Annotated in this window: 20 protein-coding genes and 2 tRNA genes; 7 read left to right on the top strand and 15 right to left on the bottom strand. The window is 39.0% G+C overall.

What is annotated here, in order from left to right:
• Window positions 1–27 precede the first annotated feature (27 nt).
• The gene (rpoC, locus tag CWD77_RS07625) at window positions 28–4,329 is read left to right on the top strand and encodes a DNA-directed RNA polymerase subunit beta' (RefSeq protein ID WP_101072875.1); all 4,302 of its coding nucleotides are present in this window, start codon (window positions 28–30) and stop codon (window positions 4,327–4,329) included.
• 63 nt (window positions 4,330–4,392) lie between these two features.
• Here the strand turns inward: rpoC and CWD77_RS07620 are convergent, their stop codons facing one another.
• On the bottom strand, window positions 4,393–4,692 hold the full coding sequence (locus CWD77_RS07620; protein ID WP_101072874.1) for a YtxH domain-containing protein: 300 nt from the start codon (window positions 4,690–4,692) through the stop codon (window positions 4,393–4,395).
• A 130-nt stretch (window positions 4,693–4,822) separates the two neighbouring features.
• Here CWD77_RS07620 and fsa point away from each other — a divergent pair, with 130 nt between their 5' ends.
• A complete protein-coding gene (gene fsa / locus CWD77_RS07615; RefSeq protein ID WP_101072873.1) occupies window positions 4,823–5,479 on the top strand; it encodes a fructose-6-phosphate aldolase in 657 nt (218 codons plus the stop codon).
• Between the two features lie 68 nt (window positions 5,480–5,547).
• Here fsa and CWD77_RS07610 read toward each other — a convergent pair whose 3' ends face one another.
• Together CWD77_RS07610 and CWD77_RS07605 are read right to left on the bottom strand one after the other, a co-directional pair.
• Window positions 5,548–7,026 (bottom strand): phytoene desaturase, encoded by a 1,479-nt coding sequence (locus tag CWD77_RS07610; protein ID WP_101072872.1) that lies wholly within the window; start codon window positions 7,024–7,026, stop codon window positions 5,548–5,550.
• 72 nt (window positions 7,027–7,098) lie between these two features.
• On the bottom strand, window positions 7,099–7,776 hold the full coding sequence (locus CWD77_RS07605; protein WP_101072871.1) for a septal ring lytic transglycosylase RlpA family protein: 678 nt from the start codon (window positions 7,774–7,776) through the stop codon (window positions 7,099–7,101).
• 142 nt (window positions 7,777–7,918) lie between these two features.
• Here CWD77_RS07605 and CWD77_RS07600 point away from each other — a divergent pair, with 142 nt between their 5' ends.
• On the top strand, window positions 7,919–8,515 hold the full coding sequence (locus tag CWD77_RS07600) for a rhomboid family intramembrane serine protease (RefSeq protein ID WP_101072870.1): 597 nt from the start codon (window positions 7,919–7,921) through the stop codon (window positions 8,513–8,515).
• A gap of 56 nt (window positions 8,516–8,571) precedes the next feature.
• On the opposite strand, the gene serC is transcribed toward CWD77_RS07600, so the two are convergent.
• Both serC and CWD77_RS07590 read right to left on the bottom strand, forming a co-directional pair.
• Window positions 8,572–9,648 (bottom strand): 3-phosphoserine/phosphohydroxythreonine transaminase, encoded by a 1,077-nt coding sequence (gene serC / locus CWD77_RS07595; protein WP_101072869.1) that lies wholly within the window; start codon window positions 9,646–9,648, stop codon window positions 8,572–8,574.
• A gap of 13 nt (window positions 9,649–9,661) precedes the next feature.
• Window positions 9,662–10,873, bottom strand: a complete 1,212-nt coding sequence (locus CWD77_RS07590) for a DUF1015 domain-containing protein (protein ID WP_101072868.1) — start codon at window positions 10,871–10,873, stop codon at window positions 9,662–9,664.
• Window positions 10,874–10,970: 97 nt separating this feature from the next.
• Here CWD77_RS07590 and CWD77_RS07585 point away from each other — a divergent pair, with 97 nt between their 5' ends.
• Window positions 10,971–11,297 (top strand): DUF1844 domain-containing protein, encoded by a 327-nt coding sequence (locus CWD77_RS07585; protein WP_101072867.1) that lies wholly within the window; start codon window positions 10,971–10,973, stop codon window positions 11,295–11,297.
• 4 nt (window positions 11,298–11,301) lie between these two features.
• Window positions 11,302–11,715 carry an NUDIX hydrolase gene (locus tag CWD77_RS07580; protein ID WP_276307514.1) on the top strand — a complete coding sequence of 138 codons (414 nt, stop codon included), beginning with the start codon at window positions 11,302–11,304 and terminating at the stop codon, window positions 11,713–11,715.
• A gap of 60 nt (window positions 11,716–11,775) precedes the next feature.
• Here the strand turns inward: CWD77_RS07580 and CWD77_RS07575 are convergent, their stop codons facing one another.
• The 4 genes from CWD77_RS07575 to proS all read right to left on the bottom strand — a co-directional run bounded on the left by CWD77_RS07575 (window position 11,776) and on the right by proS (window position 15,929).
• Complete coding sequence (locus CWD77_RS07575; protein WP_101072865.1) at window positions 11,776–12,432, bottom strand: energy transducer TonB; 657 nt, start codon at window positions 12,430–12,432, stop codon at window positions 11,776–11,778.
• Between the two features lie 117 nt (window positions 12,433–12,549).
• Window positions 12,550–12,951, bottom strand: a complete 402-nt coding sequence (locus CWD77_RS07570) for a VanZ family protein (protein WP_101072864.1) — start codon at window positions 12,949–12,951, stop codon at window positions 12,550–12,552.
• Window positions 12,948–14,456, bottom strand: a complete 1,509-nt coding sequence (locus CWD77_RS07565) for an NAD(P)H-hydrate dehydratase (RefSeq protein ID WP_101072863.1) — start codon at window positions 14,454–14,456, stop codon at window positions 12,948–12,950. Before CWD77_RS07565 ends, CWD77_RS07570 begins: the two co-directional genes overlap by 4 nt.
• A gap of 6 nt (window positions 14,457–14,462) precedes the next feature.
• Window positions 14,463–15,929 carry a proline--tRNA ligase gene (gene proS, locus CWD77_RS07560; protein WP_101072862.1) on the bottom strand — a complete coding sequence of 489 codons (1,467 nt, stop codon included), beginning with the start codon at window positions 15,927–15,929 and terminating at the stop codon, window positions 14,463–14,465.
• 266 nt (window positions 15,930–16,195) lie between these two features.
• On the opposite strand from proS, the gene CWD77_RS07555 reads away from it, so the two are divergent.
• Both CWD77_RS07555 and CWD77_RS07550 read left to right on the top strand, forming a co-directional pair.
• A tRNA-Met gene (locus CWD77_RS07555) sits at window positions 16,196–16,277 on the top strand.
• Window positions 16,278–16,314: 37 nt separating this feature from the next.
• A tRNA-Met gene (locus tag CWD77_RS07550) sits at window positions 16,315–16,388 on the top strand.
• A 152-nt stretch (window positions 16,389–16,540) separates the two neighbouring features.
• On the opposite strand, the gene CWD77_RS07545 is transcribed toward CWD77_RS07550, so the two are convergent.
• From CWD77_RS07545 to CWD77_RS07520, 6 genes are all read right to left on the bottom strand, one after another.
• Window positions 16,541–17,275: a hypothetical protein gene (locus CWD77_RS07545; protein WP_101072861.1), complete on the bottom strand. Its 735-nt coding sequence runs from the start codon at window positions 17,273–17,275 to the stop codon at window positions 16,541–16,543.
• Window positions 17,272–19,830: a DEAD/DEAH box helicase family protein gene (locus tag CWD77_RS07540; protein WP_101072860.1), complete on the bottom strand. Its 2,559-nt coding sequence runs from the start codon at window positions 19,828–19,830 to the stop codon at window positions 17,272–17,274. Before CWD77_RS07540 ends, CWD77_RS07545 begins: the two co-directional genes overlap by 4 nt.
• Window positions 19,831–19,834: 4 nt before the next feature.
• On the bottom strand, window positions 19,835–21,859 hold the full coding sequence (locus tag CWD77_RS07535; RefSeq protein WP_101072859.1) for a DNA methyltransferase: 2,025 nt from the start codon (window positions 21,857–21,859) through the stop codon (window positions 19,835–19,837).
• A 300-nt stretch (window positions 21,860–22,159) separates the two neighbouring features.
• Window positions 22,160–22,378: a C2H2-type zinc finger protein gene (locus CWD77_RS07530; RefSeq protein ID WP_101072858.1), complete on the bottom strand. Its 219-nt coding sequence runs from the start codon at window positions 22,376–22,378 to the stop codon at window positions 22,160–22,162.
• Window positions 22,379–22,501: 123 nt separating this feature from the next.
• Window positions 22,502–22,762, bottom strand: a complete 261-nt coding sequence (locus tag CWD77_RS07525; protein WP_101072857.1) for a hypothetical protein — start codon at window positions 22,760–22,762, stop codon at window positions 22,502–22,504.
• Window positions 22,759–23,154, bottom strand: coding sequence for a hypothetical protein (locus CWD77_RS07520; RefSeq protein WP_101072856.1), 396 nt, complete (start codon window positions 23,152–23,154; stop codon window positions 22,759–22,761). Before CWD77_RS07520 ends, CWD77_RS07525 begins: the two co-directional genes overlap by 4 nt.
• Between the last annotated feature and the right edge of the window lie 186 nt (window positions 23,155–23,340).

Genomic DNA, 23,340 nt, shown 5'->3' with positions numbered 1-23,340 from the left:
AAATAAATCAAATTGGGAGGATTACCCTTGCCGTCAACAAAGACATTAACTGTTACAAAAGACTTCTCTAATATCGGGATATCTCTGGCTTCTGCCGAGACGATCTTGTCCCGGTCTCATGGAGAAGTTCTGACACCGGAAACGATCAATTACAGAACATTCAAACCGGAAATGGACGGTCTTTTCTGCGAAAAGATCTTCGGTCCGGTTAAAGACTATGAATGCCACTGTGGAAAATATAAGCGCATCCGTTACAAAGGAATTATTTGTGACCGTTGCGGAGTGGAAGTGACCCGTAAAGCCGTTCGAAGAGAACGGATGGGACACATTACTCTTACTGTGCCTGTTGTACACATCTGGTACTTTAAGTCTCTTCCAAGTAAGATTGCTTATCTGCTTGGATACTCATCTAAAAATCTTGAACGAATTGTTTACTACGAAACATTTGTAGTGATCAATCCGGGACTGGCTCGTGACCTTGGTTACAAGCGAGGTGATCTGATCTCTGAAGAGGAGAAATTCGATATTTTAGATCAGTTGCCCGAAGACCATCATGAACTGGAAGATGATGACGAAGATAAATTTATCGTAAATGATGGAGCTGAAGCTGTCCAGGCACTTCTTACAGATATGGATCTGGATGGACTGGCTTACCAGTTACGCTATGAGGTGAAGAATGAAACTTCACAAATGCGTAAGAAGAAAAAACTGAAGAGACTTCAGGTTATTGAGTCATTCCGTGCTGCAAATCAGCATACTCAGAATAACCCTGAATGGATGGTTCAAAGTGTTATTCCAGTAATTCCACCTGAATTGCGACCATTGGTACCTCTCGAAGGTGGCCGATTTGCAACATCTGACTTGAACGACCTTTACAGACGTGTAATTATCCGAAATAATCGTCTGAAGCGATTGATAGATATCAAAGCTCCTGATGTAATTCTCAGAAATGAGAAGCGCATGCTCCAGGAAGCCGTCGATTCTCTTTATGATAACTCCAGAAAATCAAATGCTGTAAGGAATAATAACCGACCTCTAAAATCTCTCAGTGATATGCTGAAAGGTAAGAGTGGTCGATTCCGACAGAACCTGCTCGGTAAGCGTGTGGATTATTCCGGACGTTCCGTAATTGTGGTAGGTGCTGACCTGAAAATGCATGAATGTGGTCTTCCAAAAGAGATGGCTATTGAGCTCTATAAACCATTTGTAATTCGCCGGTTGATCGAGCGAGGTTACGTGAAAACGGTTAAGAGTGCTAAAAAGGTTGTTGACCGACGTGATCAGGTTGTCTGGGAAGTTCTGGAAAATGTAATTGACGGACATCCGGTACTACTGAACCGTGCTCCAACATTGCACAGGCTTGGTATTCAGGCATACCAGCCGGTACTGATTGAAGACAAAGCTATTCGTTTGCACCCGCTCTCATGTACAGCGTTTAATGCTGACTTTGACGGTGACCAAATGGCTGTTCACCTTCCTTTGAGTCATGATGCCGTACTGGAAGCATCCATATTGATGCTCGGTTCTCACAATATTTTGAGTCCTGCAAACGGTGGTCCGATTGCAGTTCCTTCTCAGGATATGATTTTGGGTATTTACTATACCACAAAAATGGGGAACGGTATGAAGGGCGAAGGAAAAACTTTTGCCAATACCGATGAGGTAGTAATCGCATACGATCAGGGTAAGATTGAAACCCACGCCAAAATTAATGTTCGGGTACCGAAGGTTAATGAAGAAGGTGAAACAGTGTATGAGATTATTAAAACTACTACCGGCCGGGTACTTTTCAATAAGATTGTACCGGAAGAGATTGGATTCATTAACAGAACACTTGGTAAAAAAGAACTTCGTGTACTGATTGGTGAAATTCACAGTGAAGTAGGAACAGTGAAAACGGCTGAGTTCCTCGATAACATGAAACGAATTGGTTTCGAGAGAGCGACAACCGGTGGACTTTCTTTCTCACTTGAGGATATTATCATTCCGGATGAGAAATTTAAGCTGATTCAAAAAGCTCAGGATGAGGTATCCGAAATCCAGGATCGATATGAAATGGGTTTCATTACCGATAATGAGCGTTATAACCAGGTAATTGATAAGTGGACAAGTACCACAAACCGTGTTTCTGAAACACTCTTCAAGAGTTTGGCCGAAGATAAAGACGGGTTTAACTCGATCTTTATGATGGCAGACTCCGGTGCTCGTGGTTCGAAAGAACAGATTCGACAGCTGGGTGGTATGCGTGGACTGATGGCCAAGCCTCAAAAGAGTTCAATGCAGCAGGGTAACGAAGTAATTGAGAATCCGATTCTTTCTTCATTCCGTGAAGGATTGACCGTACTCGAATACTTTATCTCTACTCACGGTGCTCGTAAAGGTCTGGCCGATACCGCTTTGAAAACTGCGGATGCGGGTTACCTGACACGTCGTCTCGTTGATGTGTCTCAGGACATTATTATTAATGAGCAAGATTGTGGAACGCTTCGTGGCATTAAGATGCAGGCGCTGAAAGATAACGAGGATGTGATCGAAAGCCTCGAAGATCGTATTATCGGCCGTGTATCTATGCACGAACTCAGAGATCCAATTACGGATGAAGTTCTGTGTGAATCCAACGAGATGATCACAGAAAAAGTAGCCAAAAAGGTCGCTGAAACTTCAATTGAAGAAGTTGAGATTCGATCAGTTCTGACTTGTGAAACGGAGCGCGGAGTATGTGCGAAGTGTTACGGACGCGATATGGCTCGAAACAGCATCGTTCAGGTTGGTGAAGCAGTAGGAGTTATTGCTGCTCAATCAATTGGTGAGCCGGGTACACAGCTTACATTGAGAACATTCCACGTGGGTGGTACAGCTTCTCGTATGGAGGCCGACTCGCAGCACAAAGCTAAATTCGACGGTAAGATTGATTTTGAAAACGTTCGAATTGTAGAATACGATGATGGTGAAGAGATTCACAACGTTGTATTGAGTCGTGCAGGTGAGATGAAAATTTTAGGTGAGGATGGAAAAGTTCTGAACACCTATAATGTGCCTTACGGTTCTGAAATGATGGTTGAAGAGGGTGAAAAAGTAATGAAAGGCATGCCACTGTGTAAGTGGGATCCATATAATGCTTTGATCTTTAGTGAACTTGACGGTAAAGTTGAGTACAAGGATATCATTGAAGAAATTACCTACACAGCGGATACGGATGCTCAGACAGGTCACCGCGAGAAAGTAATTATCGATTCAAAAGACAGATCTCTGATTCCTACTCTTGTTATTAAAGGAGAAGACGACAGAATCCGTGAAAACACATTACCCGTTGAGACACATATTGTTGTTGAAGACGGAGAAAAAGTTTCAGCGGGTCAGATATTGGCTAAGATTCCAAGATCTGCATCTAAGTCTAAGGATATTACAGCGGGTCTGCCGCGTATTACCGAACTCTTTGAAGCGAGATCACCAAGTGATCCTGCAGCCGTTACCGAAATTGACGGTATCGTTCGAATGGGTGGCCGTAAGCGTGGTTCTCAGGAAGTTATTGTTGAGAGTAAGGACGGTACTGATGAGAAAAAATATCTGATTCCACTGTCTAAGCACATTCTTGTACAGGAAAATGACTTTGTGAAAGCCGGACAGGCACTGTCTGACGGTACTATTCCTGCACAGGAAATCTTAAACATCTTAGGTCCATTTGCGGTACAGTCTTACCTGGTAAATGAAATTCAGGAAGTTTATCGACTGCAGGGTGTGAAAATCAATGACAAGCACGTAGAGGTTATTGTACGCACCATGATGCAGAAGGTAGAAGTTCTTGATCCGGGTGATACAATGTATCTGGAAGGTGATAAAGTTGACCGTTTTGAACTCAATAATCGAAATGATGAGTTAATCGGTAAATTTGTAATTACTGATCCGGGTGGAAGTGAGCAGAAAAAAGGAGCGATTCTAGACCGTCGTCAAGTTCGTGAAATTAATAACGACTTGATTAAGAATGGCAAAGATGAATTGCAAACCCGTGAAGCTGAACCGGCAATTTCAAAACCGATTCTATTGGGAATTACAAGGGCATCACTCTCTACCGAGAGCTGGTTGTCTGCGGCTTCTTTCCAGGAAACTACAAAAGTTCTGACTCAGGCCTCCATCGAAGCGAAGAAAGATATGCTTAGAGGACTGAAAGAGAATGTAATTGTTGGGCATAAAGTACCTGCAGGTACAGGACTCCTCAAATACGACGAACTCATTGTTGGCTCTAAGGCCGATTATGATGAAGGCGATGAGGAGGTACAAAAAGTGTTTGAAACACTTGGTGCCGACAATCCTGAAAAGGATGAAGAATAAAAACAAAAAAGCCCTGATTTTCATCAGGGCTTTTTTATTATAAAGCTGTACTAAAAAGGCCGGCTACTTTTTCTCAATATTTTCGAGTAAAGCCTCGGCCTCTTTTATTAAATCATCGGCTCGTTTTTTTGCATCAGATACCACATCATCACCTTTTTGCTTAGCATCTGAAGCAATTTTTTCACGTTCATTTTTCAACTGATTAATTAACTTATTAAGTTCGTCAACGTAATTGCTTACTTGATACGAAATTTTTCCTCTTGTATTACTGCCCGAATCCGGAGCGTAAAGCAATGCCACTGCTGAACCAACCAAAGTTCCGGTAATAAAACCGAGCGTAAATCCTTTTCCTGAATTACTCATAACTGTTCAATTTCTGTTAATATTTACTTTAAAATAGCAAATTGTTGATGATCTATAAACTGTTTTCCTGTACGAGTTTATAACATTCTTTATATTAGTTAAAACAATTATCCTTTAACAAAATTCCCCTATGAAATTTTTTATCGACACAGCCGACCTCGACGAAATTAAAGAAGCCAACGATTTAGGTGTACTTGATGGAGTGACCACAAACCCAAGCCTATGCGCTAAAATTGGTGTGAGTGACTTTGAAGGACATATTGCCAAAATTTGTAATATTGTTGAGGGTGATGTTTCAGCTGAAGTGATATCAACAACCTATGATGAAATAGTTGAAGAGGGCAGAAAAATTGCATCCATCGCTGATAATGTGGTTGTAAAAGTTCCTTTGATTAAAGATGGAATTAAAGCGATCAAAACGTTTAGCGACGAAGGGATCAAGACAAATTGCACACTCTGTTTTTCTGCCTCTCAAGCCCTTATCGCCGCAAAGGCAGGGGCAACATACATCTCACCTTTTATCGGTCGTCTGGATGACATCTCGAGCGAGGGAATGGATCTGATTGCGGATATACGTCTCGTATATGACAATTATGGTTATGATACGGAGATACTGGCCGCAAGTATCCGTCATCCAATGCATCTACTTGAAAGTGCCAGGCTGGGTGCTGACGTCGCTACCATGCCTCTAAAAGTGATTGAACAACTGCTGAAACATCCACTAACTGATATTGGGCTTGAGAAGTTTTTAGCAGATTGGGACGATTTACAGAAATCGCTCAAGTAATTGGATAGATTTAAAAAAGCCTGTCATTTTAAATGGCAGGCTTTTTTTTGGGATATCAATTTTGTGTGTTACTGTTTCTCGATCAAATCTTCAGCAATTTTTGCCGATGAGAGTACACCGGGCAGTCCGGCTCCCGGATGAGTTCCTGCACCTACAAAGTATAGATCGTCTACATCTTCACTTCTGTTATGAGGCCTGAACCATGCCGATTGAGTAAGGATGGGTTCAACTGAAAAAGCTGATCCTTTAAAACTGTTTAGATCATTTTGAAAATGAATCGGGTCGATGTAGTGTTCGGCTACAATATTTTCCTGAAGATCAGGCAGGTAGTTATCCTCTAAAAATTGCATGATGGCGTTCCGGTATTTTGGAGCCATCTCATTCCAATCCGTGTCGCCATCCAAGTGTGGAACAGGGGATAATACATAAAACGCTTCGTGACCCTCAGGTGCCATGGATGGATCTGTTTTTGTGGGCATGTGAAGATAGAGAGAGAAATCTTCAGATAGCTTTTTATTGTCAAAAATGTCCTCAAGTAATCCTTTGTATCGTTCGCTTAGGATGATGTTGTGGTGCTCCAGATTGGTGTCGTTATAGCGTTTTTTTGTACCGAAATAGATCACAAATAGTGACATACTATACTTGGTACGCTCAATTTTCCGATCAGTATATTTCTTTCGATGTTTTTTGTCTATCAGGTTTTTATAGGTAAAAGCTACATCTGCATTGCTTACGACAACATCAGCATGATGGATCTCACCATTTTTTAGTCGAATACCTTTCGCTTTTCCGTTTTCAACTAATATTTCATCAATTTCTGCATTCAGATTTACTGTGCCACCCTGCTCTTCAATCAACTTAACCATTCCATTAACGATAGAGCCGGTACCGCCCATTGCGTAGTGTACGCCCCATTCTCGTTCCAGGTAGTGGATCATTGAGTAGATAGAAGTGGTATCAAAAGGGTTCCCACCAACCAAAAGCGGGTGAAATGAGAAAGCTCTTCTGAGGAATTCATCTTCAATAAATTGCGATACATATTTATAAACAGATTTATGCGACTGCAGCTTGATAAGATCGGGAGCTACTTTAAGCATATCTGTAAACTTCAGAAATGGCTTGTCTGCTAATTCCACGAAACCTTTTTCAAAAATCGGTTTTGTAGTTTTGATAAACTCTTCATAGCCGGCCTTATCATCCGGATTTCGTTTGTCGATTTCAGAGAGAATAAATTCGTGATCGTTGTTATAGTCAAATGGCACCCCCTTGTGATCAAAAATTCTATAAAACGGATCGCATGGTACCAGCTTAAAGTAGTCTTCACGCTTTTTGCCTGCCGCGGCATAGATGTCATCAAACATAAAAGGGGCTGTGATGACTGTAGGTCCTCCGTCAAACTTGAATCCGTCTATTTCATAGACGTAGGCACGGCCACCGGGTTTATCACGTTTTTCAAAAATAGTTACATTATGTCCCTTTGATAATAGCCTGGAAGCTGTGGCGAGACCGCCAAAACCACTTCCAATTACGATGATATCTTTCTTCATGAGCTTGATTAATTTGAGTTATGGCATGTTAACCCTAATCGATGAAAAATCAATCCATGATTTGAGAAAAAATTAGTTCTGTGTCTGCTTCACAAAACCATCAAACCCTTGCTGTCTGAGGCGTTGCATGGCAGAGCGGGCATCATCGGGATCATCATATGTGCCATAGTAAATTCTGTAAACGGTATCACCGGCAACAGGTACAGTCTCAACTCTTGCACCTGATATTTGGTTTAGAAAATTTTCAGCTTCATTACGGGAATTAAATGATGCAAGTTGTACGGTAAACGTTTCAATACTGCCTAGGTTTTGATCAGACAAAGGCCGATCCCCCTCTTCAACCAGGAAAACTTCTACATTCGCAGTACCGGCATCAATCATGTCAATTTCCCGCGCAGCTTTGCGGGATAAATCTATAATTCTATTATCTGCATAGGGCCCCCTGTCGTTAATTCTGACAATAACAGTTTTACCATTTCCTTTATTTTCGACCTGAACAACTGTGTTAAATGGAAGACTTCGATGTGCCGCAGTTAAACCATCCATATTGTAGGTTTCACCGTTTGCAGTAAGTTTTCCATGAAAGTTAGGGCCGTACCAGCTGGCTACACCGGACTCAATTGCTGAACCGGGTGAAAAATCAGAGTAATCCGCACGATCGGGTGCGGAACCTTTTCGGGTAATTCCACAGGACGAAATAAATAAGACTGCAAAAGAGAGGAGTAGTAATTGTTTAAAAACCCGGTACATGCTTTGGTTGATTAGTTTGGGGTACGAGATGTGTGAAATTAGCAATTTAAAGGATTAAGAAAAATACAGTAAATAGAAGTTCATGCTTTAAAGAAATCCGGATTTGTTATATTCATGATTCCTTTCAAAACAGAGATCATTTATGACGGTTACTCTTACACTTATTGCAATCACAGGTTTCATCTCTTTTATAGCATTATATGTCAATCCCAAAATTATGGATTTGGGAATGCTCAGGCCATACCGAACAGTCAGGGAAGGAACCTGGTATGAGATTATCACTTCAGGTTTTTTGCATGCCGGTATAGGACATCTGTTGGTCAATATGTTTGTACTCTTCTTTTTTGGGGTAGTGATAGAGCAGACACTCGGCATTTATCATTATCTCGCGCTCTATTTTTCCGGGTTGGCCTTTTCTGCAATACCCTCGTTAGTTCGCCATCGGGAAAATCCAAATTATGCTACCCTTGGGGCATCCGGTGCAGTAGAAAGTATACTGTTTGGGTATATTTTTCTCTATCCGACAGAAAAAATTATAATCATTCTGCTCCCCATACCCATCCCCGCCTGGATCTTTGGGATTATGTTCTTACTGTACAGCGTGTTTGAGAGTAAGCGGGAGGGAGGAAATGTGAATCACGAAGCTCATATTGCCGGTGCAATCTGGGGGATTCTTTACCTTATTTTCTTTATTCCGAATAGCGTAGATCATATTCTGACACTTTTTGGACTGATTTAAAATCAGGAAAATTCATCGGATGACGGTGAGCCACCCGATGAATGAAGTGTCATTAATTATCCGTTTTTAGATCGGAACTCGCCCATAAAATCTACGAGTGCTTTTACACTATCCATTTCGCAAGCGTTATAAATACTGGCGCGAATTCCACCGACGCTTCGATGTCCTTTCAGATTCATAAGATTTTGAGAAGCTGCTTCAGAAATAAACTTTTTCTCAAGATCTTCTGATGGCAACCTGAAAGTGATATTCATTTTAGAGCGGGCTTCTTTTTCGACGGTACCTCTGTAAAAATCATCCTGATCAATTTCTGAGTAGATCAGACCTGATTTTTCGTTGCTGAATTTCTCAAAGTAGGAAAGTCCGCCTTTCTCCTGTATCCACTCCAGAACATAGTTAAGTATGTAAACTGCAAAAACAGGTGGAGTATTGAACAGTTTTTCCACATGGGTTTTATAGTTGAGAATAGTCGGGATAGCTTCCGAGCGCTGTTTCTCGAGGAAAGATTTTCGAATCATAACTACCGTGACACCTGCCGGCCCAACATTTTTTTGAGCACCCGCATAGATTAAACCAAACTTATCCAGATCAAGAGAATGAGATAAAAAGTCAGATGATGCATCACAAACAAGTGGAGAAGAACTTTTGGGTTCTGCAGCAAACTGTGTTCCTGCAACAGTATTATTACTTGTGAAGTGGGTATAGATTGCCTCTTCTGCAAATGTGAGTTCATCATTTGTCGGAATATGACCGTATGCACCTTCTTTACCTGAAAATGAGGTATGCACATTACCGAATAATTTGGCCTCTTTAATGGCTTTGGCAGACCATGTACCGGTATCGATATAGTTCGCGGTTCGATCCATATTCAGGAAATTGTGGGCAACCATCATAAATTGACTGCTTGCTCCTCCCTGCAGAAACAGGACTTCCCAATCGTCATCGGCACCCGTAATTTCTTTTACCCTTTCCACAGCCTGACGATTTACTTCTGTGTACTCTGGGCTTCGATGACTCATTTCAATGATAGAGGCGCCTTTTTCCTTATAGTCGATCAATTCATTCTGAACCTTTTCTAAAACTGATAAAGGAAGTGTTGCCGGGCCTGCGCTAAAATTGTGTACTCTTTTCATAATGATAATGTTTTTAAAATGTGTGTACGATTAAACCGGATTTAATTTTTGGCTCGAACCAGGTAGACTTTGGCGGCATAAGCTCACCTGCATCAGAAACATCCAGAAGCTCCTGAATAGCTGTAGGATACATGCTGATTGCCAGATCATATTTACCTGAATCAACGAGCTTTTCGAGCTCTTTTGTTCCCCTTATTCCACCTACAAAACTAATGTTTTTGTCTGTCCGGGGATTTTCTATACCAAATTCGGGGCTTAAAAACCCATCTTGTAATCGAGCTACATCCAATGAGGCAGAGATTTTCTTTGATATTGATTCCGGAAGTTTCATACTCCACCATTTACCGGAGTAGTAGATAGAGATGCTACCTTTCTCATCCGGGGATTTTTGATTGGTTTGAACTAAATTATATTTTTTCTCTATCTCATTGAACTTTTTCTCAGATACAGATTTGATAACCCTGTTATAGGGTAAAATTTTCATTTGAGTCATGGGAAATAGAACTACCGGGAAGTATTCAAATTCCGCTTCACCCAGAAATACATTGCGCTCTTTTCTGAGCTGTTCCGCTACCCTTGATGCACTTTTACATCGGTGGTGACCGTCAGCAATATACAAGTTTTCAATTTCGGCAAACCCTTTTACAAAATCGGCGGTAGTGTAAGTTTTCCAGATTCTGTGAGTAACACCGCCTTCACCTTCATGTTCAATATGCGGAGGGTTAGTCAATGTTACTTTTTCAATTTGAAACGAGATGTCCTCAGAGTCACGAAAGGTAAGCATAACCGGTTCTGCGTGTGCTTCCTGTGTGAGAATGTGTTTGGTTCGATCATCCTCCTTGTCAGGACGGGTCAGCTCATGTTTTAGTATCGTATCATCGTCATAGTCCTGAACCGAGGCACAAGTAAACACACCGGTTTGAGTGTGATTATCGGTCTCCATCTGATAGATATAGATTGCAGGTTTTTCATCCTGTTCGAACAAGTCAGACTTTAGCAGTGACTTTAAATTTTCAGCTCCTTTTTCGTAAACCCGGTCGTCATTAAAAGCTGTTCCTTCGGGAAGGTCAATTTCCGGTCGAATTACGTGCAGATAACTATTTGGTTTTCTTTGAGCAAGTTCCTTTGCTTCTTCAGTATTAATTACGTCGTAAGGGACACATGCGATCTCATCGGCATGTTTAGGCTCTGGAAGCCATCCCTTGAATGGTTGAATGGTAGCCATTTAGTCTGTTGAATTTTGTATTTTCAGGTTCATATAAGTATACAAACTCTTATTGATTTGATCGCATTGAATTGTAATCTAGAATTAAACAGTAGTCATGAGTAAAGAAAATCAAAAAACACCGGATAATCTAAGCCCGGAGCAGCAACAACAGCTATTATTTGTAATGCTTATCCAGCAACATCAGCAGATTGCTATGATGGGAATGGGTAAGATTCAGAATCCCCAAACTGAAAAAACAGAGCGGGATATGAGCTCAGCTAAGTTCGCGATTGATACACTGAATATGCTTCAGCAATTTACCAAAGGCAATCTCCCCAAAGAGGTGAGTGAATATTTAGAGCAAACCCTCACAAATCTCCGGTTAAATTATGCTGACGAAAAGAAAAAAGGAGACGGAGAAGAAAAGGAATCGAAGGATTAGAATTTTGGAGATAATCGAAGCGGCAGGGGGTGTACTTTTCAATGATGAGAAGTCGCCCCCAACTATTTTATTGATAAAAAGAAACGGGATCTGGGATCTTCCAAAGGGAAAGTTGGAAGAGGGGGAGTCTATTGAGGAGTGTGCAGTAAGAGAGGTGGCTGAGGAGGTGGGTGTTCCATTGCCAAGGATCAGAGAGTTTCTTTGTGAAACTTATCACGAGTATGAAGTGAACGGAGAAAAGATTGGTAAGAAAACCTATTGGTTCTCAATGCAGTCAACACAAACTGATAGCTTAACACCCCAAAAAGAAGAGGGTATTACAGAACTGAAGTGGGTTGAGGGAACTGAAGCCTTAGACAGGGTAGGGTACCAAAATTTGGTGAAAGTCATTCAGGAATACCTGAAAAAAAGCGACTAGAAATAAAAAAAGGCGTTTCAGTACTACTGAAACGCCTTTAAATATTGTTCTGACTTAAGATTAATTCTGCAATCTAAAGAAGATCGGTAAACTGTACTGAACTCGAACCGGACGTCCTCGCTGCATACCCGGCTTAAATTTAGCTTCACTTACTACACGGAGTGCTTCTTCATCAGCACCACCGCCAATACCGCGAATGACCTGTGGATTTTCAACCTCTCCTTCCTCGTTTACAATAAACTGAATGTAAACACGTCCTTCAATTCCGGCACGTCGAGCCATTTCCGGATAATTAATTTTGCTTTGAAGTTCGGCAAGTCCGCCAATCAGTTCTGGCATTTCCTCTACAACTACAAAGAAATCTTCTTCTTCCTCTTCTTCTTCAGGTGGTGGCGGTGGCGGTTGATCCAATTGACCTCCAAGGTCAAGGTCGGCAGAAATATCAATGTCTACATCTTCAATAATTTCATCATTTGGAACCTCAACAGGGACCGGTGGTCTCGGTGGTGGTGGAGGTGTTTCAATTTGGCGGGTCTGGATAATTTCTTCCATTTCCACAACTTCCTGTTCATCCATTGTATACTCTTCTGGATTTTCACTTGTCAAATCCATTCTTACAGCAATAATGAAAATAACCAATGCAGCAAGCAGACCTAACTCCCAAAATACTGTGTAGTAATTTCGTAAGTCAGCATCCGGTTTTTTTCTTTCAGTCATCGTTCTAAGGGGTTTTTGAGATTACAAACGCTTATGTCAAGTATAAACGATTTACGGCTAATTATCCAACGTAGAATCACGGTGTGATATTATAATGGAGTTCGTTTTAAATTACAATCATTTTTTAAGCAGATAGTTACGTTTAATCAACATTAACATAAATGTTGCCGAAAATGTACCCAATATATCGGCAATGGCATCATAGAATTCTAAAGATCGCCCAAAAGGCAATACTACCTGTAAAATTTCGACTATTATACCGAAGAAAGCACCTGCAAAGAAAACAATGATTAGGTTGCTTTTCTCTTTTTTAATGGAAATGTAAAGCAGACCGAAAACCAGAGTCCAGGAAAAAAACATCATAAAGTGTCCAACCTTATCATACTGAAATAGCCGGTTACTGCCTAAATTCTCGGGGGGGAGTAGGGTTAAAGCCAGAATTGAGATGGTTATCAGAAAAAACAGTCCATAGATAAGTCGTCTGTTCTGAAATAGAAACGTCAGGATTTTTTTGATCATAGCAGGTGTTCAGGGCCAAAAGGCGGTGTATACTCTTTTTTTGAATAGGTATCATATCCTTCCAATAATGCCATCACTGGGGATAAGTAGATGTTGTCAGTTATTCCCCATTTTGTTGCAATTGTTCCGGCAAGGACATCACCAAAACCTGCACGAGTAAAAGGTGTTGTATCGTATCCGGTTACAAATGATTTTCCAACCGAGTGATAAAATGTGGGGTTTCCTTTCATTAAAAGTGAGACACTATTTTCATCTGAAAACTCTTTAGAGGTATTGAAACGTTCAGAGTCATTTTTAAATTTTAAACCCAAGAATTTACTTGCTTCCCCTGCGTGAGGTGTCAAGATCCAGTTTCTCTTTTTATTGTCCGGCTGACTTTTTAGGTTTTCCCATTCGGAAAGTGCATCTGCATCAATAACAGCAGGGCCTTGATACCTTAATAAAAGGTTGGAAACAAATCGTTTTGTTTCAACAGATAAACCGATTCCGGGACCTATCAGCAAAATTCCCGGTTTATTGGATATTTTTTCTAAAATAGTGTCGATGTGATCAGGGATAAAATGATCATTGCCCGGTAAAGGCACTTTAATAATGTGGGGTAGTACAGATTCGTAGATGGGGATTAAATTTTCCGGAGCATATAAAATCACTGAACCGGCACCGCTCTTCCAGGCGCTTTTGGCAGCCATTATAGCCGCACCGACCAGCCCTTTCGATCCTGCAATCAAGTGCACTACACCGGATTGATATTTATGATCTGCTTTCCTTTCGTTACTTGGCAGGGCCTCAGACAGTTCGTTGTTAATAACGGTGATGGTGCTTTTCCGAAGATGTCTTGGGAAAGGAAGATCCACATAGACTACTCTTCCTGCAAACTCTTTCCCCGGGTTGAAGAAGTGACCCATTTTTTGAGTCCCAAAAGAGCAGGTAATATCTGCCTGAATGGAAGTCCCGAGCGGCACTCCGCTGTCTGGATGCAATCCTGACGGGACATCCATAGATATGACAGGTTTTTCTGAATCATTGATGATCTTGATGTAGGATGCCACAGGCTCGCGAATCTCACTTGAAAGGCCGGTACCAAATATTCCATCAATGATGTAGTCAGTGCTGTTCACCAGAGATTCATCGAGATCCGAGATAAATTCAATATCAGAACCCTTTTCTGCCAGCTTTTGAAGCAGCGCGAAATTACGTTGAGTGTTTGGACTTAAATCTTCCATTCCAAATACGAAAAACAGAATAACTTTATGATCTGCATTTTCAGTGAGATATCGAGCGGCAGCTAATGCATCTCCGGCATTATTTCCTTTTCCACAAACAAAGAGTCCGGTTTTATTTAAGCCGAACTCTTTTTGAATGTGATCCGCTGCCCCTTTGGCTGCAATCTCCATCAGTGTAAAACCATCAATACCAAAATGCTCTATGGTTTCCCGGTCTATATTTCGAGACTGTTCTGCACTATAGAGTTGGAGTTGTTTCGGTATTTCAGGATCTATACTCATACTTGATTAATAAGATCTGGCAAAGAGTACCCGTCTTTCAGAAGGTTTTCCGGTAACCATGCATTCTCCGGGAACCGGATCTTCATCGATCGGAATCAAACGAATTGTAGCTTTTGTTTCTTCTTTGATCTTCTCTTCTGTTTCAGCGGTTCCATCCCAATGTGCGTAAATAAATCCACCTTTTTCAATCTCATTTTTGAAATCTTCGTACGTATCAACATTGCGGGTTGATTCGTCCATTCGTTTTTTAGCTGTATTGAACAAGTCGTTCTGAATAGTTTCGAGAAGTTCCTCAATATAATCAGTTATACCTGCCAGAGGGACGATGCTTTTTTCCAAGGTATCTCGTCGAGCCAGCTCAAGATTTTGATTTTCAACATCACGTGGTCCAATGGCTATTCGGAGCGGAGTACCCTCGGCTTCATGCTGTGCAAATTTCCAGCCCGGTTTAAAGTTGTCTCGATTGTCAAGTTTTACGGAGATTCCTTTTGCCTTTAACTCCTGGATAATTGGTTCCGCATAATTTAACACATTTTCTCTTTGTTCATTATCTCGGTAGATGGGTACAACCACAACTTGATGAGGAGCAAGCTTTGGAGGAAGAACCAGTCCATTGTCATCAGAGTGGGTCATAATCAAGCCACCGATCAAACGCGTGGAGACCCCCCAGCTTGTAGCCCAGACATATTTGTGTTCTCCATCCTGATCCTGAAATTTCACATCAAATGCCTTTGCGAAATTCTGCCCGAGAAAATGTGAAGTACCAGCTTGAAGTGCTTTTCCATCTTGCATAAGTGCTTCAATACAATACGTGTCAACAGCGCCTGCAAAACGTTCATTGGCTGTTTTCACCCCTGTTTTGACCGGCATTGCCATAAACTCTTCAGCAAAAGTTTTGTATACACCCAGCATTCTGGTAGTCTCTTCAACGGCTTCTTCTTCGGTTGCATGAGCCGTATGTCCTTCCTGCCACAGAAATTCCATCGTTCGGAGAAATAGTCGGGTTCTCATCTCCCAGCGAACCACATTTGCCCATTGATTGATTAGTATCGGAAGATCGCGGTAGGATTGAATCCATTTGCCATATGCATCCCAGATAATCGTTTCTGATGTAGGGCGAACAATGAGTTCTTCTTCCAGGCGTGAATCGGGATCAACTTCCACGCCACCATCTACACTCTTAAGCCGGCTATGAGTAACTACGGCACACTCTTTTGCAAAACCTTCAACATGCTGGGCTTCTTTTGAAAGAAAAGATTTAGGTATAAACAGCGGAAAGTAGGCATTTTCATGTCCGGTATCCTTAAACATCTGATCCAATGCCTTTTTCATATTTTCCCACAAAGCAAATCCGTTGGGACGAATAATCATTGAGCCTCGAACAGGTGAATGGTCAGCCAGCTTGGCTTCTCTTACCACATCCAAATACCATTGTGAGTAGTCGTCCTTTCTGTCTGTAATATTTTTAGCCATCAGTAAAGAGTGATTTGCATATTTTTTTGCTCTGCAAGTAGAGTTGCAGTGCGTGTTTCGTATTTATTTATGACTTGCTAAAATACCTCGATATGCAGTCAAGATAAAGTAAGTTTTTTCACTTCCCTTACAGTTTGATTTACTCGGATTGGAAAAATCAAAAAAAGTGGGGTTTTCGGTTTCAACTTTATGTAAAAAAAGTGATATATTTGATGCTCTCTTGAAAACGAAGTGTGAATGTCATTTTATTGATTTTACACATTTATGTCGTGGTAGCTCAGCTGGTTAGAGCGTCGGATTCATATCCCGAAAGCATTCGGGACGTCGGTTCAAGTCCGTCCCACGATAGATTATTTATGATGTAGTTTGAAATTGTTGATGTTATGTCGTGGTAGCTCAGCTGGTTAGAGCGTCGGATTCATAACCCGGAGGTCGGCGGTTCAAGTCCGCCCCACGATACATAATTAAAGCCTTAAGTAGCTAAATAATAGCTGTTTAAGGCTTTTTTATTCAGGATAGGTACAACAATGGTAAAACAAAATATCGACTATTCTTTCTCTCTCTATGAGTTGTAATCTAGGAATAAGTGTTTACAATAGCTGCAGTGGCCATTATTTACTAAATAGTGCGGCTATTATGCCTCTGACCTTATCCTCATCCAATAACTTGTTCGTTCGATTGTGGTAAGCTTCAAAAGTTTCCTTAACATCTGGAATATTTTTTCCATCTACTTCATCAATCAATGCTTGCCAACTTGTTACTGGTTGCATTTGACTAATTAAAAAGTACAGAATAGGCATTTGTTGATTGCGAGATCTCTCATTAAATATTCTTGGATAATTATTATTTAATTCAAGTAACTGGCTTAACCATGCTCCATAAGGTTTGCCGTTGAATTTTGACCAACGGGGTTTAAATTTTTCTAAGTTTTTTTCACTAGGGGTTTTTGGAATGCAGCTATCAAATGGCGGGTCTTTGAAAAGTACAAAAACCGGCTCGCTATAGTGTTTATTTATATTATACCAACCATATACTTGAAATAAATCTGCACCAGTATCTGGGTAATAGAATCTTTGAGACTTATCTTTGACTTCAAACCAAAATACATTCCCTTCATGAGTTGTACATCTGATATCAGGTGCGATTGCTAGTTTGTCATTTGGAATTTCAACAGCAGGCGCATTTCCTAAAGTTTTTTCTGAATCAAAGATAATACATTCTTGAAGTAGTGGAGCAATATCTGAATGAATCTCTTTTACAAATTGATGAGCAAGCTCTAAAGAGTTACTTTTTGAACCTTGAGAAGCTTCACTGTCTATATAATCTTTTCTTGAATTAAGTGTCATAAATCTATTACTGAATTTAGACTGTCAATAAATTCGTTTTCATTGGCATTATTATAAAACGGAACACCAGTTATTAAGTATTTATCAGTGTCGATTTTTATAGTTTTCTTTTCTTGACGAATTTTCTTTAAGAAACTTTCTTTCCACTTGTCATTAGCAATAAGATGCGCTCCTTTAGGTTCTATAAATACTTGATAAGTTAGTTCTTCTCCATTTTTTTGTTTGCAGAATAAAATGAAGTCCGGCTCAAATCTTTGCCCTGAATCATCAAATATTTTCAATTGACGTTCATTTCGTATTAGGTAGATATTATGATATTTGTTTTCTAAATATTTAAAGCGCCTGGCGAACATTTTTACGAATTCTTTTTCCTCACTAGTACCATAATTTGCATTAAACACATACCAGGGTTTATCAGAAACAAAGTCTTCTTGTCCATAGGATCGTTCAGAATTTTTACTCACGTTAATTTCCTTGTTTTTAAAAACTTTATGTAGGTAATCCTCTATGTAATCTGAACCCTCATATTCATTAAGATTAGATTTAATATCTAACTCTATTGACTCTAATAATCCGTTTATGGCAGATAAATAATCCTCATTATCAATATTTGCCAACCGGTTTTTTGTACCGTTAAATGTTATTTCCAAGTCGGAAAGATAATTTTCATTCGCTATGAGATTGGATAAGGATCCGAGATTTGGAAAATATTTAACAAGATTATCAAAATAGAAAAAAGGATTTTGTGATAATGCAAAACGGACAATATGTTTTGGAATATCATTAACCAATATATCTTTCGATTCAAATTCATCTGAGTCAATGTCATTATCATCTTTGATGAAAAGAGCTGTCATTTTACCAAAGCCTGATGAAAGTGTATGTTTGTGATTCTTTTTCTTTACACCTAAATCGTTAAATGATTTAACATTGTCATAGCTTTTTTCAATTTTTCTGTTGTAAAAAACTTTGCCAGTTTTGTAGAAATTAGTTTGCTTGAACTCATCTTTCAGTGTCAACTGCTTGGTTTCCAAATTACTTTCGTCTTCATAGATTCCAGTGTAAACGAGTGCTTGCTTTAGCTCAGAGATGTATCTACTATCCTCCTTGGTGTGATAATAGAGCTCTTCAAGTATTTTTAAGTCGTTAGAAACATCATTATCGAATTTTCTTTTATATGGGTTCTGTCCTTCTTCTAAAGTAAAAGGAAAATATCTTGCCCCTCTACCTATAAGTTGAGCTTCAGAAATGGTAGTATTGCCCGGATTACCTGCCCGTCCGTCTCGTCCTTCATAAAGTCTTACAATATCAAACAAATTCAATACGTCCCAACCTTCGTTTAATTTCTTAACAGCAAAGACAGCACGAATAGGGTTATTTTCATCCTCTAAAGTATTTAGTAAAATCTGATTTTTTTCAGTTTCAGCATCATTATTGGCGCTAATGCAATTTTCCTCTTTAAAGTTAGCTTTAATTCTTTTTGCTATTTTGTTGTTTGATAGCCCATTCCTTTGGAAAAATTGAAAAGCTTTTTGAACAATTGGCACAGTAGATGTTTGTTGAATATTCTCCACCATATCTTGAGAAAATTCATCAATCAACCGGTGAAAATTAATTTTGTTCTGCTCTGACTCTGCTATTGTTCTTTTCGCTTTAAAAAGAATTACAGGTTTGAGGTTGATGTTGCATGATGTTGCTAATTCCTGACGATATAGGTTTAATACTAATGCCTGAATCATCCGTTCTTTCTCGTCATATAGTGACCGGACTAGATTTATTTCTTTGGAATATTTATCCAATCTGAACTGAGCTAAATCGTATTTGTAAATAACTTTATCTTTGTATTTATCAGCTATCTCACGATTTTCATAATCAAGCGTTGCGGTAAACTCTAGTAGGATATTGTCAAAATTAGCTTTTAATATATTCATTACCGTACCCTCCCAACTATCAAACATATTACCATTGTTTCGAGTAGCTGAATTCAAATGATGAGCTTCATCTGCAATGAGAGCCACTTTTTTATTTTTAAAATCTTCAATGGTGATACTGTTCTCTTTAGTATTATCAAGGTCAATATGTAATTGTTGAATTGTTGTGAACTTGATATTAATGTTCTCTGAGTCGGCCTCTTCAAAATTCTTTACTTCCTTGATAAGTATCTCTCTACTATCGTGTACAACTTTTCTACTAAAGAGGTATTTACTGGATTGTGGATTTAGAAAATTGTCTTTAGTTTTTTTAATAATGTTACTGCTGTTTACAAAGAACAAAAAATTTCGATGTCCTTTTTCGTACAAGTATAAAATTAGACCCGCCATTATCAGTGTCTTACCACTCCCAGTTGCCATATTATACAACAAGTGTAATGGTTTGTAAGGTTTGCCTTTAAAATCTTCATTGTAGCAAAGAACAAAGCGTCGAAAGGCTTCAACTTGATATGGCCTTGGACTGAATTTTGGGCGAAGATTGTCTAAAATAATCTTTGGCACTTCAGTTCGTTCAATCTCTCGTTTACCAAATTCCCTTATAATGGTATCGTACAAAAAAGGCATAAGGTTACTTAGTTTTAAGTTGGTAAAAGTCTTGTGTAACTAACTTTTCTGTATCTGAGGATAAAAAGTCTTTATCGTAAAGAGATGAAAGATTGACATACAGTTGGTTTTTATCGAGCAGTTCACAAAGGTGTTTCTTCTGATCATCAAGACTGAGTGCTTTAAAGTCTTCTATATGCTGTTCCTGCTTTTTAATATCCACATTATATTTCATAAAACTTTTAGCTTTCATATCCTCCCAAATTTTCAATAATTCCTTGGTGTCTTTTGCTTCTTCAATCTCTTCAATAAAATGTTGATTATATTTTTTGAGTTGAAAATATGTGAAAGAGCCCCCGCCTTTCCAATTAACATCTTTGTATTTTGATACTCCTGATTTATCACCATTAATTACGTTTTTTAAGCGTATTAAACTGTCATTTTTACCATAGTGTAATTGCTCAATTCCAATAAATTGTCTCTGCATTTTCATTGCAACTCCAGCAGTTGTACCACTACCTAAATGATAGTCTAGAACGATATCACCAGGCTCAGAAGCCAAGTCTAAAATTCTTTTAAGAAGTAACTCAGGTTTTTTACCATTTTTTAGAGTTACTCCTCCTTCACTTGAAATTCCAGTAAATCCAATATCAGTCCATACATCAGTTAATGATTGCCCTGGCAATAATTCGCCATCTATCTCCTTATATGTATTAGACCAAAAAATGATCATTTCTCCATTTAATATATAAAACCCCTCGACATCTTCCCCGGGATGTTGCATAACAACACCTCTATTCTCTTTCGATTTTTCAATTGTTTTCTTTCTTTTTTTCCTAGCTCCACCACCAACTGCAGCAGTACGAAATACTCTATTATTATTCTTATGAGCAAAATTAGCAGTCTTTTTTAATAACTCAGATTTGCTTACAGATTTTTTAAGAGTTTTTGTGTCTTCATATCCTAGTCTTCTGGCAATTTCATCAATAATGTTACAGTATTTCCATTTTGAAAAGTCATCTTCAGGATTGATCAAATAGTATTTGTATGCAGTATCATATCCTTTAGGAACATGAAGTTTATTTAATTCTGAATGCTCTAAATTTTTGCCGTAAAAGAATATGTGATTTGCAGTCGAGAATATTTTCGAACTTGTGGCTTTGAAACCAGAGGGCGGATTCGTACTCATAGTTATATGATTCAGGTAGTTCTCTCTATTAAAAACTTCATCTAAAAGAACCTGAATGTAAGCTGCTTCTTCATTACCAACATGGACAACCATTATTCCATCTTCTTTAAGCAATTCTTTAGCGGCCTGCAACCTATTTTTCATGAATGTAAGCCAAGTTGAATGATTGAATCTGTCGTTATAATTAAATTCATCCTTTCCTGTGTTAAATGGAGGGTCTATGTAAATCAACTTTACCTTTCCGAAAAACTCTCTTTTTAGTGAGTGTAATGCCATTAGGTTATTTCCTTTAATAAGTAGATTGTCAGTAATTGTGTTTTCTGGCAACCCTCTTTTCTTATTATATTCGGCATCACGTTTAAAACTACTGAATGGTTTTTCACCTCCTTCAAAAAAGACTTTGGCTTTAGACAGTACTTTAGGCTCTAACAACTGAGTTATCTCATCTTGGGCTAGTATTTCGTTAAAAAAAATTTCCTCTCGTTCTTGTTCTTCACGGCTTTGCCCACCCTCTAGTACACAGTCTTTAAAAGGCCATACTAATGAAATTTCATTTCGTTGCTTCAGATGTTTATCACCAATGGCGAATCCAACTTTATTTCTATACTGGGTGTAGCTATCGTTCAAATAGTTTTTCTGTTCGAGAAAATCCATAAAAAGGTTCTGGTTGAAGACCAATGTCCCTTCTATATCCATGAAAAATTTCTGTTTCAACTCTTGGTTCTCCAATAACATAGCTATCAAGTCTTGGTCAAAGTTTTGTGCTTTGTTTAAGATCACCCACTTTTTCAAAATCCCATTATCACTTACAAAATTAGGTTCGTTTTTGAGCTGTTTCTCTAGTGTCTCGTAAAGTTTCATCTATGTCTTAATCCTTTTCTTTTAAGATTCTTACTCTGATATGGCTTAGACCGTAAATAGGTCTTTTAAGCTGCAAAATTGTTAGTAAAAACACATTTTGTAAGTAATTATGCCAAAATAACCTAAATACTTAGAAAATAGCTAACTAAAATTAAAAGGATGTTTCCCGAATAGACTGTAGCTTATTTACAGGATAGATACGATGGATCTTTTTAAAAATCTTTTGGGGAAACAGAAGGTTATTTTTATCGAAGAATGTATTTTATAGCAGATTTTGCAATCTACTAATTTAGTACCAGGTTATTTTGAGAATTTCCCCAGTGTAATTAGAGCTAGAAAAATTGTCCCAATTCCTCCAAGTATTTTCCATTCTTTCTTTTCCTGCTCTTTCTGGGTCATTTTTTCAAAGACTTCATCCTTTTCCAAGTCATGCTTATTTCTTGCATGAGAGGTTAATCCCCTTTTATCTCGAAAGGACTCATCACATAATGGGCATTTGATTTCTTCTACTTGTTCCATTTTACTTACTATTGTTAATGTTAACGGTTAAATGTCATTTAAAAGGCACTTTTAGCCTTTTTGATGTCAAATTTGAATGGCTAAAATCAATGAATAAAAGGTTAGAAATGGGCATTAAATGATTTATTCAGCATCAGAAAGATGTTTCTTTTCTTTTAGATTATTTTCCCATTCATTAAGAGCCTTAATTAAGCATACTGGGTGATACTCAAATCTAAACGGCTTCCAAAGTAAACCATAAACTGTAAAAGAAATCTTTTCTGTCTTTCCCAATCGGTTTTTACAACGTGAACACCAATGGTTTTCTTCATTCACAGGAGTATCATTTACCCACCTTCCTGTTTGTCTGTATAGTTTTGCAAGTTGTTCGTTTTCTGCTTTCATAAGACTATAAAGGTTTCATCTTTCATTTCTTTCGTGACATACTTACAACAGTAGCTTGAAACGTCTTCTGAGGATTTAGGAACTTCCACTTTGGCACGTCCATATTTGTCGAACCATCCTCTCCAAATAGTTTCAGCTGAAGGTTTTCTATCGATACGGAAACGTAACAGACCGTGCAGATGAACCTTTCCATATAAACTTCCCGATTCGATGAAAAGAACCACAAGTTCCTTGGTAGGGAATCCTCGAAAAAATCGTTCAGCTGCCCTACGTGCGCCGTTAGGAGTGATACCTTCAAATTTGAATGTTCCAGTGAAGAAATAGTCCCAACGTTCTTTGGAAAGCCATTCCGTGTATTCCCTTTGTAGTTTGTAGTTCCTTTCATAATTCATTTGATTGTCATTTTTTGAGATTCGGCGGGAAGTCGCACAAGCAACATCGAGTTGCTTGTCCGCCTATTTATTTAGCTCAGAGTCCTATCAGAGATCCGCGTACCGCGGGGACAAGGATAGTACCCCGCGGTACGCCTTAGTCTTAATCCACATATGGATTCTTAAAAGACATTTGAATGAGTTTTT

The sequence above is a fragment of the Rhodohalobacter barkolensis genome (assembly GCF_002834295.1).
In the GTDB taxonomy this organism is placed as follows: Bacteria; Bacteroidota; Rhodothermia; order Balneolales; family Balneolaceae; genus Rhodohalobacter; species Rhodohalobacter barkolensis.
Note: the sequence above shows the minus strand (reverse complement) of the source record. Positions and strands in the feature narration are given on the sequence as shown.

Bases quoted from the DNA above. Each gene is read 5' to 3' on its own strand.
- CWD77_RS07620 (WP_101072874.1), bottom strand. From the start codon at position 4,692: ATGAGTAATTCAGGAAAAGGATTTACGCTCGGTTTTATTACCGGAACT.
- fsa (WP_101072873.1), top strand. From the start codon at position 4,823: ATGAAATTTTTTATCGACACAGCCGACCTCGACGAAATTAAAGAAGCC.
- CWD77_RS07610 (WP_101072872.1), bottom strand. From the start codon at position 7,026: ATGAAGAAAGATATCATCGTAATTGGAAGTGGTTTTGGCGGTCTCGCC.
- CWD77_RS07605 (WP_101072871.1), bottom strand. From the start codon at position 7,776: ATGTACCGGGTTTTTAAACAATTACTACTCCTCTCTTTTGCAGTCTTA.
- CWD77_RS07600 (WP_101072870.1), top strand. From the start codon at position 7,919: ATGACGGTTACTCTTACACTTATTGCAATCACAGGTTTCATCTCTTTT.
- serC (WP_101072869.1), bottom strand. From the start codon at position 9,648: ATGAAAAGAGTACACAATTTTAGCGCAGGCCCGGCAACACTTCCTTTA.
- CWD77_RS07590 (WP_101072868.1), bottom strand. From the start codon at position 10,873: ATGGCTACCATTCAACCATTCAAGGGATGGCTTCCAGAGCCTAAACAT.
- CWD77_RS07585 (WP_101072867.1), top strand. From the start codon at position 10,971: ATGAGTAAAGAAAATCAAAAAACACCGGATAATCTAAGCCCGGAGCAG.
- CWD77_RS07575 (WP_101072865.1), bottom strand. From the start codon at position 12,432: ATGACTGAAAGAAAAAAACCGGATGCTGACTTACGAAATTACTACACA.
- CWD77_RS07570 (WP_101072864.1), bottom strand. From the start codon at position 12,951: ATGATCAAAAAAATCCTGACGTTTCTATTTCAGAACAGACGACTTATC.
- CWD77_RS07565 (WP_101072863.1), bottom strand. From the start codon at position 14,456: ATGAGTATAGATCCTGAAATACCGAAACAACTCCAACTCTATAGTGCA.
- proS (WP_101072862.1), bottom strand. From the start codon at position 15,929: ATGGCTAAAAATATTACAGACAGAAAGGACGACTACTCACAATGGTAT.
- CWD77_RS07545 (WP_101072861.1), bottom strand. From the start codon at position 17,275: ATGACACTTAATTCAAGAAAAGATTATATAGACAGTGAAGCTTCTCAA.
- CWD77_RS07540 (WP_101072860.1), bottom strand. From the start codon at position 19,830: ATGCCTTTTTTGTACGATACCATTATAAGGGAATTTGGTAAACGAGAG.
- CWD77_RS07535 (WP_101072859.1), bottom strand. From the start codon at position 21,859: ATGAAACTTTACGAGACACTAGAGAAACAGCTCAAAAACGAACCTAAT.
- CWD77_RS07530 (WP_101072858.1), bottom strand. From the start codon at position 22,378: ATGGAACAAGTAGAAGAAATCAAATGCCCATTATGTGATGAGTCCTTT.
- CWD77_RS07525 (WP_101072857.1), bottom strand. From the start codon at position 22,762: ATGAAAGCAGAAAACGAACAACTTGCAAAACTATACAGACAAACAGGA.
- CWD77_RS07520 (WP_101072856.1), bottom strand. From the start codon at position 23,154: ATGAATTATGAAAGGAACTACAAACTACAAAGGGAATACACGGAATGG.